The sequence below is a fragment of the Pseudomonas sp. PB120 genome (genome assembly GCF_009761815.1).
Taxonomy (GTDB): domain Bacteria; phylum Pseudomonadota; class Gammaproteobacteria; order Pseudomonadales; family Pseudomonadaceae; genus Aquipseudomonas.
Genome location: NZ_RWIN01000051.1, coordinates 24,355 through 41,584, shown reverse-complemented (window position 1 = coordinate 41,584; position 17,230 = coordinate 24,355). Strand labels below are relative to the sequence as shown.

General features: G+C 50.6%; 10 protein-coding genes. 8 read left to right on the top strand and 2 right to left on the bottom strand.

Features of this window, described 5'->3' with window-relative positions:
• Nucleotides 1–1,898 precede the first annotated feature (1,898 nt).
• The 8 genes from EJA72_RS10770 (at nt 1,899) to EJA72_RS10735 (ending at nt 15,756) form a co-directional block, all read left to right on the top strand.
• The gene (locus tag EJA72_RS10770; RefSeq protein WP_157711445.1) at nt 1,899–2,561 is read left to right on the top strand and encodes a hypothetical protein; all 663 of its coding nucleotides are present in this window, start codon (nt 1,899–1,901) and stop codon (nt 2,559–2,561) included.
• Between the two features lie 96 nt (nt 2,562–2,657).
• Nucleotides 2,658–4,592, top strand: a complete 1,935-nt coding sequence (locus tag EJA72_RS10765) for a DDE-type integrase/transposase/recombinase (protein ID WP_157711444.1) — start codon at nt 2,658–2,660, stop codon at nt 4,590–4,592.
• 8 nt (nt 4,593–4,600) lie between these two features.
• The gene (locus tag EJA72_RS10760) at nt 4,601–5,539 is read left to right on the top strand and encodes a TniB family NTP-binding protein (RefSeq protein WP_157711443.1); all 939 of its coding nucleotides are present in this window, start codon (nt 4,601–4,603) and stop codon (nt 5,537–5,539) included.
• A complete protein-coding gene (locus EJA72_RS10755) occupies nt 5,532–7,463 on the top strand; it encodes a TniQ family protein (RefSeq protein ID WP_157711442.1) in 1,932 nt (643 codons plus the stop codon). Before EJA72_RS10760 ends, EJA72_RS10755 begins: the two co-directional genes overlap by 8 nt.
• Before the next feature lie 516 nt (nt 7,464–7,979).
• A complete protein-coding gene (locus EJA72_RS10750) occupies nt 7,980–8,237 on the top strand; it encodes a hypothetical protein (RefSeq protein WP_256679678.1) in 258 nt (85 codons plus the stop codon).
• Nucleotides 8,238–8,482: 245 nt separating this feature from the next.
• Nucleotides 8,483–9,109: a response regulator transcription factor gene (locus EJA72_RS10745; protein WP_157711440.1), complete on the top strand. Its 627-nt coding sequence runs from the start codon at nt 8,483–8,485 to the stop codon at nt 9,107–9,109.
• An 8-nt stretch (nt 9,110–9,117) separates the two neighbouring features.
• Nucleotides 9,118–12,762 carry a transporter substrate-binding domain-containing protein gene (locus EJA72_RS10740; RefSeq protein WP_157711439.1) on the top strand — a complete coding sequence of 1,215 codons (3,645 nt, stop codon included), beginning with the start codon at nt 9,118–9,120 and terminating at the stop codon, nt 12,760–12,762.
• A 48-nt stretch (nt 12,763–12,810) separates the two neighbouring features.
• Nucleotides 12,811–15,756 (top strand): HD domain-containing phosphohydrolase, encoded by a 2,946-nt coding sequence (locus EJA72_RS10735; RefSeq protein ID WP_157711438.1) that lies wholly within the window; start codon nt 12,811–12,813, stop codon nt 15,754–15,756.
• Here EJA72_RS10735 and EJA72_RS10730 read toward each other — a convergent pair whose 3' ends face one another.
• Together EJA72_RS10730 and EJA72_RS10725 are read right to left on the bottom strand one after the other, a co-directional pair.
• Nucleotides 15,757–16,239 (bottom strand): GAF domain-containing protein, encoded by a 483-nt coding sequence (locus EJA72_RS10730; RefSeq protein WP_157711437.1) that lies wholly within the window; start codon nt 16,237–16,239, stop codon nt 15,757–15,759. It lies immediately after the preceding gene.
• Nucleotides 16,236–17,126, bottom strand: a complete 891-nt coding sequence (locus EJA72_RS10725) for an ATP-binding protein (protein ID WP_178129260.1) — start codon at nt 17,124–17,126, stop codon at nt 16,236–16,238. The genes EJA72_RS10730 and EJA72_RS10725 overlap by 4 nt, the downstream gene beginning before the upstream one ends.
• Nucleotides 17,127–17,230 lie beyond the last annotated feature (104 nt).

The following is a 17,230-nucleotide window of genomic DNA, read 5'->3' as shown; positions in this document are numbered from 1 at the left end:
ACGAAACCGCCGTGAGGGCGGGCTGCTTCAGCGTTCGTCGACCACCTATTTACTGCGCGGCAGAATGACAGCGGCATACTTTTGCAAGGTGTCGTATTATTGTATGTAACTAAACACCTGCCGATGCTGGAGTTTTAAATGCCCAACCGGCATCAAAACTACTTGAAAGTTAAGCCTAGGTTATAAGTAAAGCTGTCATGGAGGCGAATGATCGCAAGGGCCTACGCCCTGAATAATCGCTGGTTACCCGTCAAATGATACCGAATTTTCGACTATTCCCCCGACAAACGGTCATCACCTTGGGTAACTTTAGATTATCCCGCATCAACAAGCCTTACAAACTAGCGTTCGATCACAAGCTTTGTACACTGTAATTACATGCAACGTACCACAGTTCAAAAAAGTATTGTGTATGGCATAAAGACATCAATACACCTTAAGGTAAAAAATCAAACAAGGTTGGTGGCCCAACGCTAGCGTTTGGCTACTGCTGCCATAAGCGTTGCACCGTTGGTTGAATGCTCCGAAGGACCGCCAAATCACCGGCAATAACATGTGACACTTGGCATTTTCCAAAAACCAGCGCTAGCGATGCCCCATAAGCAACTGACTTGGTATTAGTGCAGCTCTTACTCGCGAATACGTAAGGTGAGCGGGCCCGCGAAAGCAAACGGCTCAGCAGATATAAAGAGGAGGAACGACGTTTAAACATACAGCGGCTGCTACACAAACAATAAAACTGCTATGAAGTTAAAATCGGCGTTACAAAGCCAAAAAATTAACTAGCCGCCTTATCTAACGCAGCCAAGCAACATCTTCAATTAAGCATCAACTTACCAACTAAGTGCGAAGTCGCAGATTACGTCGCACCTAGATCTAAAATCGGTTTACATAGCCATATTCTCCAGAACAAATAAGACCAACACACCATTCCCTGAAGTAAAACCATCTATCCCCGATATACGACCCCCCTTCAAAAAAGCGAATGAAACATAAGATGAAAAGTGGGACAAGCACAAAAAAATACTGAACACAGCTAAATTAAACTAAGCCTGTGTCTAACCAGCCAACTATAGCGTGAGTAGTAAATTCAGTGTCCAGCTTATCTGAACGAAGCCCTTTAACTTTCAAAGCGGAAAGCGGCGAAACAGTTTCCTGCAATAAATCACGTCCAGTAATACTCCCCGAACGCAGTGCTAGTCCGATACATCGAGTCGTCGGTTGATCTAAGCGAAGCACATCAATGGTCAATCAATGGTCGCTAAGGAATGGCGCTCCAGGCGAAAACTCACGTCAGCTTACCTTTACAGCATGAGCACTGCGCCAAGCCATTCTCCAGACCGGTCCGCAAACGCCAGCCGATTGGTGCCATCACCACCATCAGAAGTGTCAACACTTTTTGGCACGCGTGAAAACGAACACTGATCACTGGCACCGCAAAGTATTTACCAACTAAGGTAAACTTTTACCAACTAAGGTAAATAACTTACACACGAAGCAATATAACTCGTTCTATTTATTGATATTTTTGAAAATTGTAACAATCATCGTTTACCAGTAGAAAAAAGAATGAACCAGGCGTACATTTACCCTCATCAAGCTACAGCAATCATTACCATCAGCCACCAATAAAGGGCCGTCATTTAAGATCAAATATCATTTCATCGCCATTCAAATGAGAGGTATTCAAACCAATTTTTATTTCTCTAGAGGGACTAGTGTTTAGTACCTGTTGAACCCTTGAAAATTTTAGTTATCGAGACCCGCTTTTCAACCGTCAACAAGAGATGGAAAAACGCCCAAGCTCTTAGAGGACACTTACTACAGAGAACAGCGACGATAACGCGAAACAACTTAATACGGTCATCGCTTCATCATGAAACCAGAGGGTGGTCATCATGTTTGATCGAAACTGGCGGCCTTCGCATGCCGCCCCTGCACGCGACGTACGTAAAAAACGCTTCGGCAAATCGTTGGTCTACTTTCCATCGAGAAAAAATCACGTCCAACTCATCTGCGAGAGTCACAACGAAGCCTATATGTGTTGGCTTTTGGAGTATCAACACCACGTCACTCAATATTACATACAACCCGTCAGTTACAGGTATGACTCCACCAAAAAATCTTGTCAATATACGCCAGACTTTTTCGTTAAATGCGATGACGGCCATGCTTACTTTATTGAGTTGAAGGGAAGCCTGTCAGAACTCTCCAGCCACTATCACTCCGTATTAGACAGTTTCGCAACTGCGGCGGCAATGTTGGGCTATGGCTTTGAAACATTCAACCTGGCTGAGTTTGCTAAGGATGGAACCCTAGATAATCTCGCACTCCTATACTCGCGTTCGCACCGGGTCACAGACTATGAGCAACGGCAACTCATGAGTTGTCTCTGCACATGGACGGGGCCGCTCTCGATCTCACTCCTGCTTTCGCACGAATCACATCCATCATTAAGGGCAATATGCTCCGCTATATTTGATCAACAGCTCAATTTTGATCTTCGTAACACACTCACCTTGAACACGCCGTTATTCAAACCGAAGATTCAAGAGCCTTAAAAATTTACTAAAGTATAAATCGCTGCTTAATCGGCGCATTGAAACATACGGAATATCTCCATTTCCACGGCATAAAACTCAAACATGAGTGTAGTCATGGATACCTACCCCATAATTCACCCCGGCAGCCAATACAATCTTTATGGAAAGGTATATGAAGTAATCACGGTCGAAACAACTCGAATCTCGCTCCGCTCAGTACAGAGTAAACACCCACTATTCTTCAGCCCAGAATTATTTAACGCTTTAGCCTTGAAGGGCGAAATCCGACTGCATGCGTCGGCCCTCATCGACCAGTCCTATGAAATTTGCCTGCAGTGCCTTTCAACAAAACAGCAGATGGCGGCACAACGAAAAATTTATTATGTCAGAGGACTTAATGAATATTTTCAAGGCCCATTACCAAAGAGTGAGGTTAAAATAGAAGCAGCGCGCCTGGCGAAGCTTTATAACAACGACAAACCGCCTTGTTACACTTCCCTTTATACATGGTGTCGAATTTACCGTGAGTCCAATTTTAGTCTAGCGTCGCTGATCAAAGCTCCCAGCCGTCGAGCTCGAGGAAAAAAACTTAGCTCAGAGACAGACACAATAATATCAGACTTCATCCATAAATTTTATTTGCAACCCAAACACCCAACCATAAAAACACTGCAGAAGCTTATTCACGCGTATATCGACAACGAGAATGATGCCCGCAGTGCCTATTCGACGATAAAAATTGACGTACCATCGACATCCACTGTCAAAAGACACATTAAACGCATCAACGAATATTACAAGGACATTAAACAGCTTGGCCGAAAGCAAGCGGAGAAAAGCAATAACTACAGTACAAAACAAAAGCCCTCGAACTTATTGTTGAGACTCGTCCAAGGCGACTCACATGAAATGGACATTCTGATCGTTGACCATATAGGTAGAATTCTCGGGCGCCCTTGGTTACATGTCTTAGTAGAAGTTTCCACACGTTACATCATCGGATACGAACTCTCGCTCACGCCCCCATGTGCTGAAAAATTTCTAAAATCACTTCGCATGGCATTATCATCTGAAGACGAATCGCGTTACGGTGGTCGAACGGTGGAAATCACCGTTGATAATGGCGTAGAGGCCGCCAACGGCTCAGTCCAAAATGTCGGACATTTACTTTGTATCAATATCCACTACGCACCTCCTGGTACGCCTAATGCCAAAGCAATAGTCGAGCGTTTCTTTGGCACACTTAACACTCAACTAACTCACGCGATGGAGGGTTCCACAGGGTCTAATCCCGTCATTGGAAATTTTTACAGCTCTGAAAACGGTGCCTGTTTTCAGCTCAGTGAACTTGTTCAGATTTTTGATCGCTTTGTTTATGGCGTTTACCACAACGAATACCATCAGACAATTCGCACATCACCAAACGAAGCATGGGCTTCCGCGCTACGCAATCAATTGCCACCTGAGCGCTATACGTCAGCAGCACTCAACGGTCTTTTCCGACTACCGTTACATAAACGCATAAATAACGGCCGAGTTCAACATGCGAATCTCTCCTGGACCGGTCCCGCTCTACCAGACATAGCTACCCGATTAAGCGCAAAACAAAAAGCAACGGTTTATCTTGATATTACTGACCTTTCAACTGTTTGGGTGGCTCACCCAGACAAACCTACCGAACTGTTCGAAGCCTATGCAACCGCACCTCTCTATCAAAACAACCTGACCTTGTATGCACATGGACTTGTACAGAAACAACTGAAAATAGACGAAAAGAAATTTGACGCAAACTTGGCACGCCAAGCCCTCTTGGAAATCTACGACATGATATGGGAAATCAAATTCAACGCAAAATCAAAATCACGCAATCCAAGTCGACAAGATAAAAAACTGCTACAAGCAGCAGAAAGATTAGGAATATCAAAGACATATAAACAGGCAGCAAATGCACAAATAGAAACCACAAGCGCTGCTCAACTGCCATTAACATTTGTCAACGAAATCGCCCCAGCACAATTAGATGAATTCCCGACCTATATTCTTCCATAGGTGACACCATGATTTTATCCACTGCTATGCAAATGAAGATATTAGAATTTAAAAAAACTATAGTCATGCACCCCCAATATTCTACTGCAATTGAGACTATGCTTCACGGAATGGACGCTACGTATCTTCGAGGCGAACCTTGTTCAACGCTGTTGATCGGTGAATCCGGCACCGGGAAAAGCACCGCATGTGCACAGATGATTAATATCGTTGGCGGGAAACAAACGATTTACTGTGATACCGGATGCACGAAACAAGTTCATGCCTTTGACTGCGCAGTACCAGCAACCTACTCGATAAATGACCTATGCATCGAGATGCTGAAACAACTCGGTGACGACCCTGAAACTGGCAAACTCTCAACGCATCAAAATAGACTCTTCCGGTTGCTGATTACTTGTGAAACACGATTGATTATTATCGATGATATTCACGACCTCCTTAATCGCGGCGCCGAAAAAACCTGGAAAAACGTCTGTAAATGGATCAAGTATATTGCCAACACTACGGGTATACCAATTATTCTTTCCGGCAAATCCAAAGCAGAATCATTGATTAACCAATATGAAGAATTGGATGGGCGCTACCCGTACCGCGCCCGATTGCACAATATTAAATACGATGAAATATTTGTATCCATACTTTCCAAGCTAAACTTGGAAATGAATCGTTTCGGCGAATTTACCACCCCATTGCATATAACAGACAGTCAAATTTCAGGGGCCTTCTATCTTCATACTCACGGAAACATGCGAGAACTCAGAACCATTCTGCTTGAGATCATGCTTGCCGCGGCAACCCGCGGTGATCATACGGTTATTCCTAGCGACTGCATCTACGCGGCAGACAAACTCAATAAAATGGCCCCGGATCTTAAATATATCAACCCTTTTAAGTTGCCGTGGTCGCTAATCAAACAAAAAATTGAAGAACTTGAAAATGCTTAATCTTATATTTTGGCCGAAGCCTTATCCCAACGAAAGCCCTTCCAGTTTATTCTCAAGAGCTGCGTTTCACAATGGCTATAGCAACGCTAGGTCTTTCGCACGATCCATCGGACACAACGTATATATTGGATTTAACAATCTATTTATCGATCAGCAACTCAGTAATTTTTTCCTAAAAAACAACGATAACCCCTATTCAGAGTACGACATTTTTTATTTCCAATCGTTGCAACTCAAAGCAACGCATCGTATAAATATTGCTGGGATGACAGTACCATCAAGCGCATGTCGATTTAGAGCTCATTTTTGCCCTCTGTGTCTTCAAGACGGGTACTGGAGATTCATTCAAGATATTGAGTATATAACGGTGTGCCCCTATCACCAGGTGGAGTACCTTAATAGCTGCCCGGGGTGCGGAAAAAAATATGACTGGTCATCCGTCAATGGCCCCTATTGTAGGTGCCACTATGATTTACGCCTCGCCGACACTGTTCACTCTGACGATGTCGGCCCGCTAAAATTTCTAAATTTATTTATTTCTGGCGATCAGGATGCAACAGATCGTTTTTTTGCCGCCATCGATTGCCTTAAATACCCGCTATTAACCTCGAAAAAAATAGATAACGAGCTGATTCTCGCCACCAATATCGCAGAAAAGCATAAAAATTATTTTCATTTTTATATTGCTACCAAAATCAAAAATCATCCCAACCTTAGCCCTAAGACCATATTATCGCCATGGATGCTTAGTCGAGATCAGTGGATCCGTGACACTGCCGATAGTTTTGTATCAACGCTGCGATCAACCAATCAATGCGGTTGCTCAGAAAATAACTGCTGCGGTGCGATCGCCTTTACTTTTAACGAGCTCTGCTCCGTATTGCAAACGAATAGAGAAGCAACTCGATCGATTATCACAAATCATAAATTTGAAAAAGTCACCATTTCTGACAGAGTATTTTACAAACGTAATAATATTTGTAGATCGATCAAAAACAGCATTGAAGAAAGGACTAGGGTTCCGATCCCGGAGACACACTTAAGAGAAGAGTTTGAAAGCATCGAAGAGATCCAACTTACCCACCGTCTTTCAGCTACAAAAATCAGGAAGCTCATAGACGCTGGATATTTTCATGATGGAATCATTTATGGAAAAAGAGATAGTATTCTGATTAGCAAAGACGCATTGGATCACTTCGCTCAGCACTATATAACAGAAAACTTCCTGTCGCGGACATACTCACTAAACATATTCACAATACGCGCTATATTAAAACACGCAGGAGTCTCAGCATCATCTGGCGACCCAAACATTGCTGACCTGCCATTCGTCTATCAGCGACAGAATATAACTGGTGATATACAAAGACTGTTAAAAATACGCGCAAACAAGCCAAAACACATTAGAACCTTGGCCAGAGGTCCGACTTCTGCCTGGCACTTTGCGGACGTCCTCAACATCGAACGACGTACCTTATACACAATCTTGGATAAAAAAATCATCGAGGAACTCAACTCACTTTACAACGCCCAGACAAAAACTTTTGCGCAGCCAGAAACGGCGATGAATATTCTTGCTCACTGGCGCGAACAGTACAAAACCAATGTGGAACTGTCAAAACACCTCAACATTGATTGCAACCTTCTCGGGAGAAGATTTGAACATATCAACGCTACTAAACCAGTTATCATTGGCACACAAAAATTTTACCATTCCATTATATCGAAAGAGATCGAACGCCAACTTATGCTTTACGTTCCCGCATGTGCAGTAATCTCCCATGCGCACCTTTCCACTTATAGCTTCCGCAGTTTGATAAAAAACGGTTTTATTATACCAATTGACTCGGACAATCCTGCTTACTGCCCCAAAATGTCTTTATACAATCTATCCGACGTCCTTTTGCAATCTGAAACTCGCTAGACCAATCAAATTCCAAAACCTGCCATTGGGATCTACCCCCTTTTTTAGCAACAACTCAGCCTACAGCAACCGCGCAATCTCACGGGGATTGAGTTGAGATTGCTTTCCAGCACGCTCCCCCCTGCCCACGCTCTAAGGCCACTCCAGCCAAATTTTAGATAGTATTAATTGGCCTATACACTTTTAAACAGTTCAGTCGAAGGGCTTTCGTTCGTCTTTGCGCAGCTTAATATTTTGTGAGAAGCACGAACCGAGCCGCCCAGCTGCTTATGTTGAAACTAGCTTTCAGTTGAAGTACGTATAACACCTTGAAAATATTATCATAAAATAAATTCACAATTAAATGGACCGAGATCTTGAAAATTCAGGATCTATTGGCTTTTTATTTCAAATTAATGATCCAACCACCCTTCCAGCAGCTCTAAATCAAGCCCTCGATTCAAAATCTAATGATTCTCGTTGTATGGTTTCACCCAACTCACCACCACCGACAGTGCCGAGGGCGCCTTGCAACAAATGCTCGAAGCCGTAAAACCTTTCGATATTCTTTTATGTGATCAATGCCTGCCAGACCTTTGCGGACTCGATTTAGTCAAGTTAGCCAGCCATCGGGGGATGATCAGACAGGCCATTCTATTAAGCAGCCTGACATCCACCGAACTCGAAGATTTAAAAAGAATGGCTAACGAACACGGACTGCCCTTGCTGGGCTATTTGATCAAGCCATTGCAACAATCTGAATTTAGACACTTATTGACCTTAAGCGACCTGTAATAACCGCAAACGCAAAAGACCTTAAAACACCACAACTTACAACTTAAAAAACAAATCTTTAAACTGCCAGCAGAAAACAAAAACTTTCGCCCAACCTCACAAAAAACCCAGTTGACACGTAGTCCTATTCTTCTTCGTTCGTAGGATTCTTCCTATATTGCTGGTACCAGACCGTCACTTCATGCGTCCTTTGAACTAACTGAGCTAAGGTGCGCGCTTTATTTGAGCTCGTATGGGATTTGATTATGAACTCCGTTTTTATTGTCGACGATCACCCCGTCATCCGACTTGCCGTTCGAATGCTGCTGGAACATGAGGGCTACAAAGTCGTAGGCGAGACTGATAATGGGGTCGATGCCATGCAGATGGTTCGCGAATGCATGCCTGATCTGGTCATACTCGACATCAGTATTCCCAAACTGGATGGCCTCGAAGTTCTAGCCCGATTCAACGCAATGAGTACCCCTCTGAAAACTTTGGTATTGACCGCACAATGCCCCACACTTTTTGGCGTTCGTTGCATGCAGTCCGGCGCATCGGGATATGTATGCAAACAAGAAGCCCTGAGCGAACTGGTCAGCGCCATTAAAGCGGTATTGTCGGGTTACAACTATTTCCCCAGTCAAGCATTGAATCCAGTTCGCAGTGATGACGCACGCTACGCCGACCTCGAATTATTCAAATCAGTCAATGATCGAGAACTCATGGTATTGCAACTTTTCGCACAGGGCCGAACCAACAAGGAAATTGCCAAAGGCATGTTTCTAAGCAATAAAACCGTCAGCACTTACAAAAAAAGACTCATGCAAAAACTAAAAGCCAAATCCCTGGTAGAACTCATCGAAATGGCAAAACGTAACGCATTGGTGTGAGAGACAGGATGCCCAGTCATATAAAGGATTATCTGATACTAATGATCGCGGGATTATGCCTGGGCACTTCAGTGCTGGCGGCTCCGATCCCCAGTGAGCAATACACCCTGTTCAGCCGATCCGCGACCGGACAACTGGAAGTTCAACTGGATAGTGCGCAACGACAATGGCTGGCGAATAAACGTGAACTGATCCTTGGTACGTCAGCCCCGGATTACCCACCTTTCGATATGACCCTCAGCGGCCATTATTACGAGGGGTTCACTGCCGATTACGCGGGCATTCTCGGTAAGACCACCGGCCTGCCCATCAAGGTGCAACGTTTCGCATCCCGAGGGGCCGCGATAGAGGCGCTCGAAAACGGTGAGGTCGACCTCCTCGGTACCGCCAACGGATTTGAAGCGCACAACACTGACATCATGCTTTCAACACCCTACGCCGTAGACCAGCCAGTGCTGGTGACACGCGAAGGCGAAACCCGATCGCTGACCGATGGCCTTGCCGGCCTGCGGTTAAGCATGGTGTATCACTATCTGCCACTGGACGAAGTCAGGGCGCTGTATCCGAAGGCGACCATCACCTCCTATCCGTCCTACCAGAATGCAATCAACGCGGTGGCTTTCGATCAGGCCGACGTGTTCCTTGGCGACACCATTTCAACGCACTACATGATCAACAAGGGATACCTGAACAACATCCGCATGGCTAACTTCGGTAAACACGAAGCCCATGGTTTCAGCTTCGCGGTGCACAAGACCACCCCAGAACTGCTCGGGATCATTAATGCGATGCTCATGGTCATCCCTACCAGCGAGCGAGAAAACATTGCTAAACGCTGGAGTGCCGGCAGTGACATTCTGCTGACCGACCAGAAACTGGAGCTCAGTTACAGCGAGGAACGCTGGCTGGCGCAACATCCTGTGGTCCGCGTGGTGGTCAATGAAGCCTATGCACCGCTGACGTTTTTTGACAGCGAAGGCAACTTTCGAGGCGTGACCGCCGATCTGCTCGAACTGATCAGATTACGCACGGGGTTGCGCTTCGACATTCGCCGCAGCCGCAGCGACGGCGAGATGATCGAGCAAATCATGCACAATCAGGCAGACCTGATCGGCGCCCTGCTCCCGAGCGCCCAGCGTGAATTGATGTTGAGTTTCACGCGCCCCTATTTACAGAATTCCTTTGTTCTTTTGACACGAAAGGCCAGCGACAGTCCGACAAACCTTGACCAGCTGCAGGACAAACGCTTGACCATCGCGCAAGGCAATCCGCTGGTGGACTACCTGCGTCGCGAGTACCCCCGGATCAAGTTGATCGAAACCGCGGACACGTTCAGCGCCGTCGAGCTGCTCGCCGAAGGCAAGGCAGAGGGTTCGGTCAACTCACTGGTGATTGCCAATTACTTCATTTCATCACGGTTGTTCGAACACAAGCTCCAGATCAGCACCACCATCGGCACCCGACAGGCCGCATTCTCCTTGGCCACCGGCCAGAATTCCAAAGAGCTTAACTCCATCCTGGAAAAGGCCTTGTTGAGCATCGCGCCGGAAGAACTGGGCATCATCAACAGCCGCTGGCGTGGCTATTCGGCGTCCTCGCAAAGCACCTGGCGCAACTACCACCGTCTGTTCTATCAGATCGTTATCGGTGCGGGCGTGCTGTTGCTGATTTCCGTTGCCTGGAACGCTTACATGCGTCGCCAGATCAAGCAGCGACAGGCGGCCGAGCGCGCACTGAACGATCAATTCGAATTCATGCGATCGCTGGTCAACGGGACGCCTCACCCGATCTACGTTCGCGATCGCCAGGGCCTGTTGCAAAGCTGCAACGACAGTTACCTCGAAGCCTTCTGTGCAAAACGTGAAGATGTGATTGGTAAAAGTGTCATGCAGGGCAACATGAGCAACGCGTTCGAAGCTCAGGAATATCAGGCCGATTACCAGCGAGTCGTGGCCGAAGGCATACCGTTGATTCTTGATCGGGCACTGCATATCGGCGGTCGCAGGCTGACGATTTATCACTGGATCCTGCCCTACCGGGATTCGAGCGGAACCGTTCAAGGCATCATTGGCGGCTGGATCGACATCAGTGAGCGTCGGCAATTGTTCGATGAGTTACGTGTCGCAAAAGAGCGCGCGGATGAAGCCAACCGTGCCAAAAGCACGTTCCTGGCCACTATGAGCCATGAGATTCGTACGCCGATGAATGCGGTCATCGGCATGCTCGAACTGACGCTGAAACGCATCGATCATGACCACCCGGATCGCCCGGCGATTGATGTCGCCTACAATTCGGCGAAAGATCTGCTTGAACTGATCGGCGACATTCTCGACATTGCGCGGATCGAATCCGGACGTCTGAGCCTGAGCCCGGAGCGCGTCAATCCAGCCGAAATCGTTGGCTCGGTGGTACGGATCTTCGATGGCCTGGCGCACCAGAAAAATCTTTCGCTGCTGGTGGAGGTTCATCCTGCCCATCCACTGTTCGATGTCATGCTGGACCCGATGCGCTTCAAACAGGTGCTGTCGAACCTGGTCAGCAACGCCATCAAGTTCACAGAACGGGGTCAGGTCAGAATTGTGGTCAACCTGCACCCCGTCACCGAACCGGGGCAAGTGCAGATGTTGTTGCAGGTTCAGGACAGTGGCATCGGCATCAGCGAGGAGGACCGGCAGCGATTATTCGAACCTTTTGCGCAAGCCGAAAACTCCGGGCAGTCCGACAGAGGTGGCGCCGGACTTGGCCTGGTGATCAGTCGAAGTCTGTGCGAGGCGATGGGTGGCACCCTGCAATTGAGCAGTCAGCCGGGCATAGGTACCCAAGTCCAGGTCTCGCTGCAATTGGCGACATTGCCACTCGAACAGTTGCCGGCGCTTGCTGAACCGCAAATACCTACATCCACGGCGCCGTTGAACATTCTTGTCGTCGACGATCATCCGGCCAATCGCCTGCTGATGTGCCAGCAGCTGGAGTTTCTGGGTCACCGCTTCAGCGTTGCCCAGGACGGCGCGGCGGGGTTCGCTGCGTGGAAAGCCGAGCCATTCGACCTGGTGATTGCCGATTGCAACATGCCGATCATGAACGGCTATGAACTGGCCAGTGCCATTCGCCAACATGAACAGCATTCGCACCGGCCACGCTGTACTGTCCTCGGATTTACCGCCAACGCCCAACCTGAAGAAATACAACGCTGCAAGCATGCCGGAATGGATGACTGCCTGTTCAAGCCCCTGACCCTGACCGCCTTGAGCCAGTGGGTTGAAGGCCTCCAGCCACCGCGTCGCGATCCGGCGTTCAGTCTGGCTGGGCTGCACCTTTTGACAGGGGGAAACCCGATATTGGACCAGCGCTTGCTGACCGAACTGCTGAACAGCAACCGTGCAGACCGAGAGGAGTTGCTGGCGTTGTCCCCATCAGGTGATCGACAGTTCTTTCTCGATGTTGCCCACAAAATCAAGGGTGCCGCCCGAATCGTCCAGGCCTACCGGTTGATCGACAGGTGTGAATCACTGGAAAAGGCTTGCCATGAAACGCCCCATCACAATGAGGTGGCCGAATGCAGCAAAGCCTTGGCGCGCGTCATGCTGGAACTGGAGCAGGCACTGCGGCAACAAATCGGAGAAAACGATAAAAGCAGAATGACAGAGCCTTAACTATGCTGGTCGCTGAGCAGTGTGTTAACCATCATGGAGAGACTCGTAATGCCCAGCCCACTGCGCCCGGATCAACGGCGGTTCCCCCTGCACGTTCACATCAGCGTGATGTTCACCTTCCTGCTGTTGCTGACCGGGGTGGTGCTGGGCCTTTTCAACTATCGGCAAACCACGCAGATCATTCTGTCCAGCAGTGAAAAGCTCTTCGAGCGTGTCGAACAGGACGTCCGTCTGGACCTGCACTCCACCTACGAACCCATCCGTCATCTGCTGGGCCTGCTGTCAGACTACCCGGCGACCCAGGCGGCAGACCTGACACAGCGCCTGACATTGCTCAAACCCTTCAGCCAATCCCTCAAAGACAATCCCGATCTGGCATCGCTGTACCTGGGTTATGCCAACGGGGATTTTTTCATGGTACGTCCGTTGCGGACCGCCGAGCTGAAGACCCAGCTCAAAGCCCCGGGAACTGCGGCTTATCAAGTGTGGAGCATTGAGCGAAACACTCACGACCAGGTCCATTCGCAAGTGCTGTTTTTCGATCAGGACCTGTCGCTCATCAGCCGACAGGACAACACCGAAGAGCCCTACGATCCACGCACCCGCGCCTGGTTCTCCAGCGCCAGCAGCGACAAGAATCAGATCACCACTGAACCCTACATCTTTTTTTCCACGCACCAGATCGGCACCACACTGGCCCGACGCAGCGGCGTCAACGCGGTCATGGGGGCAGACCTGACCCTGGCCGAACTTTCCGCCACGCTGGCCAAGCACGTCGTCACCCCCAGCACCGAAATCGTGCTGTTCGACGCCAAGGGCGATGCCATCGCTTATCCCGACAGCCGCAAGCTGATCATCGATGACCAGACCGCCCGCCTCATCAAAGCCGCCGACCTGAGCCCGAGCCTCGGCGCGCTGCTTAAAAAGCCACTTGAGGGCAATCGGCTGGACATCGCCGGGCGTCAATGGATCGTTGCTCGCAGCCATATGCAGGAAGGCGGCCCCCAAGGCCTGCAATTGGCGTTACTGGTACCGGAAGACGAGTTGCTGGTGGATGCTTACCGCATGCGTTGGCAAGGCGCGCTGATTACCCTCGGGACGCTGTTGCTGTGCCTGCCACTCGGCTGGTTGACCTCAAGAATCCTGGTCAAACCCCTGCGTGCGCTGGTGCAGGAGGCCGACGCCATTCGCAGTTTCAATTTCAATTTTCCGGCCGCTCGCCGCTCTCCGGTACTGGAAGTCGATCAACTGAGCGTGTCGATGGCCCGCATGAAAGAAACCCTGGCGAGCTTTTTCCAGATCACCGACAGCCTGAGTGCCGAGACCCGATTCTCCCCCTTACTGGAACGGGTGTTGTTTGAAACCGTGAAGATTGGCCAGGCCCAGGCCGGGCTGATCTATCTGCGCGAAAATGATGACGATCGCATGGAGCCGCACGGCCTGGTCATCAATGGAGCGCCCCAGGCACTGACGTCATTTGGCGTTCAAGGGCACGAGCTCATGAGTTCACAAAGCCCTGCATGGCTGCAGCAGCTGTCGACCGCCGACAATGTAGTCACCCATCTGGGCTTCGATCAGGCGGGAGACCTGTCCAAGGTGTTTCTGGCACTGGAAAGCCCCCGGGTTCATCTGATCGGTATTCGCCTGCACAACCGGCATAACGAAACCGTGGGTCTTTTGGTGTTGTTGCTGGCCGACAGTGGCAGCGAAAGCGATCTGGAAAAACTTCGCCCGGACCGCATCGCGTTTCTCCAGGCCGTCTCCGGCGCGGCGGCGGTGAGTATCGAAAGCCAGCGGCTGCAAGCCAGGCAAAAACAACTGATGGACGCTTTCATTCAACTGCTGGCCGGGGCGATTGACGCCAAAAGCCCTTACACCGGTGGCCACTGCCAACGGGTACCGGCGCTGACACTGATGCTGGCCCAGGCGGCGGCGGCAAGCCAGGACCCGGCCTTCAGCGGCTATCACCCCACCGAAGACGAGTGGGAGGCGCTGCATATTGCGGCGTGGCTACACGATTGCGGCAAGGTCACTACCCCGGAATATGTGGTCGATAAAGCCACGAAGCTGGAAACGTTGAACGACCGCATCCACGAAATCCGCACCCGTTTCGAAGTGCTCAAGCGCGATGCCTGGGTCAATTATTGGCAAGCCATTGCCTTGGGCGGCGACGAGCCAACATTGGCCGAGCTGCGTAATACGAGTCTGGCTGCATTGGACGATGATTTCGCCTTCATTGCCCGCTGCAACCTTGGCGGCGAGGCCATGGCCGAGGCCGATCTGCAACGGTTGCGCAGCATTGCCCAACGCACCTGGACCCGAACCCTGGATGATCGACTGGGCGTTTCCTGGGAAGAAAACCGGCGCCAGGGCCGAACAACAGCGCCGACGCTGCCGGTCAGCGAACCGCTGCTGGCGGACAAACCCGAGCATCTGTTCGAGCGCGCCGAAAGCGAACTGATTCCGGAAGACAATCCCTGGGGGTTCAAACTCGATGTGCCGCGTTACAAGTACAACCGGGGCGAGCTCTACAACCTGAGCATTGGCCGGGGCACGCTGACTCGCGAGGAGCGCTATATCATCAATCATCACATGGTGCAGACGATCCTGATGCTCAGTCACCTGCCCTTTCCCGGCCACCTCAAGAACGTGGCGGAAATCGCCGGCGGCCACCACGAAAAAATGGACGGCACCGGTTATCCCAAACAATTGAAGCGCGAAGAAATGAGCCTGCCGGCACGAATGATGGCGATCGCCGATATTTTCGAGGCCCTGACCGCTGCCGATCGCCCCTACAAGAAAGCCAAGTCCTTGAGCGAAGCGCTGGGCATCATGGCCATGATGTGCCGCGATGCCCACATCGACCCGCAATTGTTCGAGCTGTTCATCAACGCCGGAATCTACCGGCAGTACGCCGATCGATTCCTCGATCCACAACAGATCGACGCTGTGGAACCGGCAAGCCTGCTGCTCAAGGCAGGCCTGCGGGCCTGATCAGCAGTCGGTGAGACGCAGGAAAATCGCCGCCAACTGTTCGATACCGGCCTGATCCTCCGCGGTAAAACGCGCGAGTTTCGGGCTGTCGAGGTCAAGCACGCCGATCAAGCGACCATTTTTGACCAGTGGCACGACCAGCTCGCTGTTCGATGCGCTGTCGCAAGCGATGTGCCCAGGGAACGCGTGAACGTCTTCGACCAGCTGAGTCTGCAAGGTCGCCGCCGCCGTACCGCAGACACCACGACCGAAGGGAATACGAACGCAAGCGATCTGCCCTTGGAACGGACCCAGCACCAGTTCCTCGTTGCGATTGAGGTAGAAACCGGCCCAGTTCAAGTTATCCAGCTGGTTGTACAGAAACGCCGAAAACTGCGCGGCATTGGCGATAAAGTCGCGCTCGTCCGACAGCAAGGATTCCAGCTGAGCGTGCAGCATGCCGTAGCCTTCGAGGCCTAGGCCGCTGTGTTGTAAATCGATCATGCCTTGTGCTCCAACAGCTTGAGCCCGACCCAATAGCGGGCAAATTGATAGGCGCAACGCCCGTTGCGATTGCCGCGGCCCGTGGCCCAGCGCACCGCAAGGATGTCCAGTTCTTCGTCACGCTGCCACGGCAGGCCGGCCTTGTCGGCCAGTTGGCCGATCCAGTGCTCGACCACGTTCAGGAAATGCTCCTGGGTAAATGGGTAGAACGACAGCCAGAGGCCAAAACGGTCCGACAGCGCGATCTTGTCCTCAACGGCCTCACTGGGATGCAGTTCGCCGTCGACACGTTTCCAGTTTTCGTTATCGCTTTCCTTCTCCGGCACCAAATGGCGGCGGTTGGAGGTGGCGTACAGCAAAACGTTATCCGGTGCCTGTTCGAGCGAACCGTCGAGCACGCTCTTGAGTACACGGTAATCGCCCTCGCCCGACTCGAACGACAGGTCATCGCAAAACAGGACAAAGCGCTGAGGCAATTTGGCGATCTGTTCGACTACCCTTGGCAGGTCCGCCAAGTGATCGCGCTCGATCTCGATCAGGCGCAAACCGGCTTTGGCATGCTCGGCCAGCAACGCCCGGACCAGCGACGACTTGCCGGTGCCGCGCGAGCCCCAGAGCAGCGCATGGTTGGCGGGCATACCGTCGATGAATTGCTGGGTATTGCGCCCCAACTGCTCCAGCTGCCGGTCAACGCCAATCAGGTCGCTGAGGCGCATGTCGAGGCTGACGTGGAGCGGCAACAGAAAACCGCTTCGCCCTTCGCGCTGCCAGCGTGCAGCCAGGCATTGCGTCCAGTCGATGGTTTGCCGAGGCGCGGGCAGCAGCGGCTCGATGCGGGCCAGGACCGCATCGGCGCGTTCAAGAAAAGCATTCAATCGGGAATCCACGACTTCTCCTCGGACACATTCACAGTAATGATGACAATGCAGCAATGACACATGACGCGTGACTCTCGGTTCATTCCTTGTTGCACAAGGGCTCGCGAGGGGCA

Bases quoted from the DNA above. Each gene is read 5' to 3' on its own strand.
- EJA72_RS10770 (WP_157711445.1), top strand. From the start codon at position 1,899: ATGTTTGATCGAAACTGGCGGCCTTCGCATGCCGCCCCTGCACGCGAC.
- EJA72_RS10765 (WP_157711444.1), top strand. From the start codon at position 2,658: ATGGATACCTACCCCATAATTCACCCCGGCAGCCAATACAATCTTTAT.
- EJA72_RS10760 (WP_157711443.1), top strand. From the start codon at position 4,601: ATGATTTTATCCACTGCTATGCAAATGAAGATATTAGAATTTAAAAAA.
- EJA72_RS10755 (WP_157711442.1), top strand. From the start codon at position 5,532: ATGCTTAATCTTATATTTTGGCCGAAGCCTTATCCCAACGAAAGCCCT.
- EJA72_RS10750 (WP_256679678.1), top strand. From the start codon at position 7,980: ATGCTCGAAGCCGTAAAACCTTTCGATATTCTTTTATGTGATCAATGC.
- EJA72_RS10745 (WP_157711440.1), top strand. From the start codon at position 8,483: ATGAACTCCGTTTTTATTGTCGACGATCACCCCGTCATCCGACTTGCC.
- EJA72_RS10740 (WP_157711439.1), top strand. From the start codon at position 9,118: ATGCCCAGTCATATAAAGGATTATCTGATACTAATGATCGCGGGATTA.
- EJA72_RS10735 (WP_157711438.1), top strand. From the start codon at position 12,811: ATGCCCAGCCCACTGCGCCCGGATCAACGGCGGTTCCCCCTGCACGTT.
- EJA72_RS10730 (WP_157711437.1), bottom strand. From the start codon at position 16,239: ATGATCGATTTACAACACAGCGGCCTAGGCCTCGAAGGCTACGGCATG.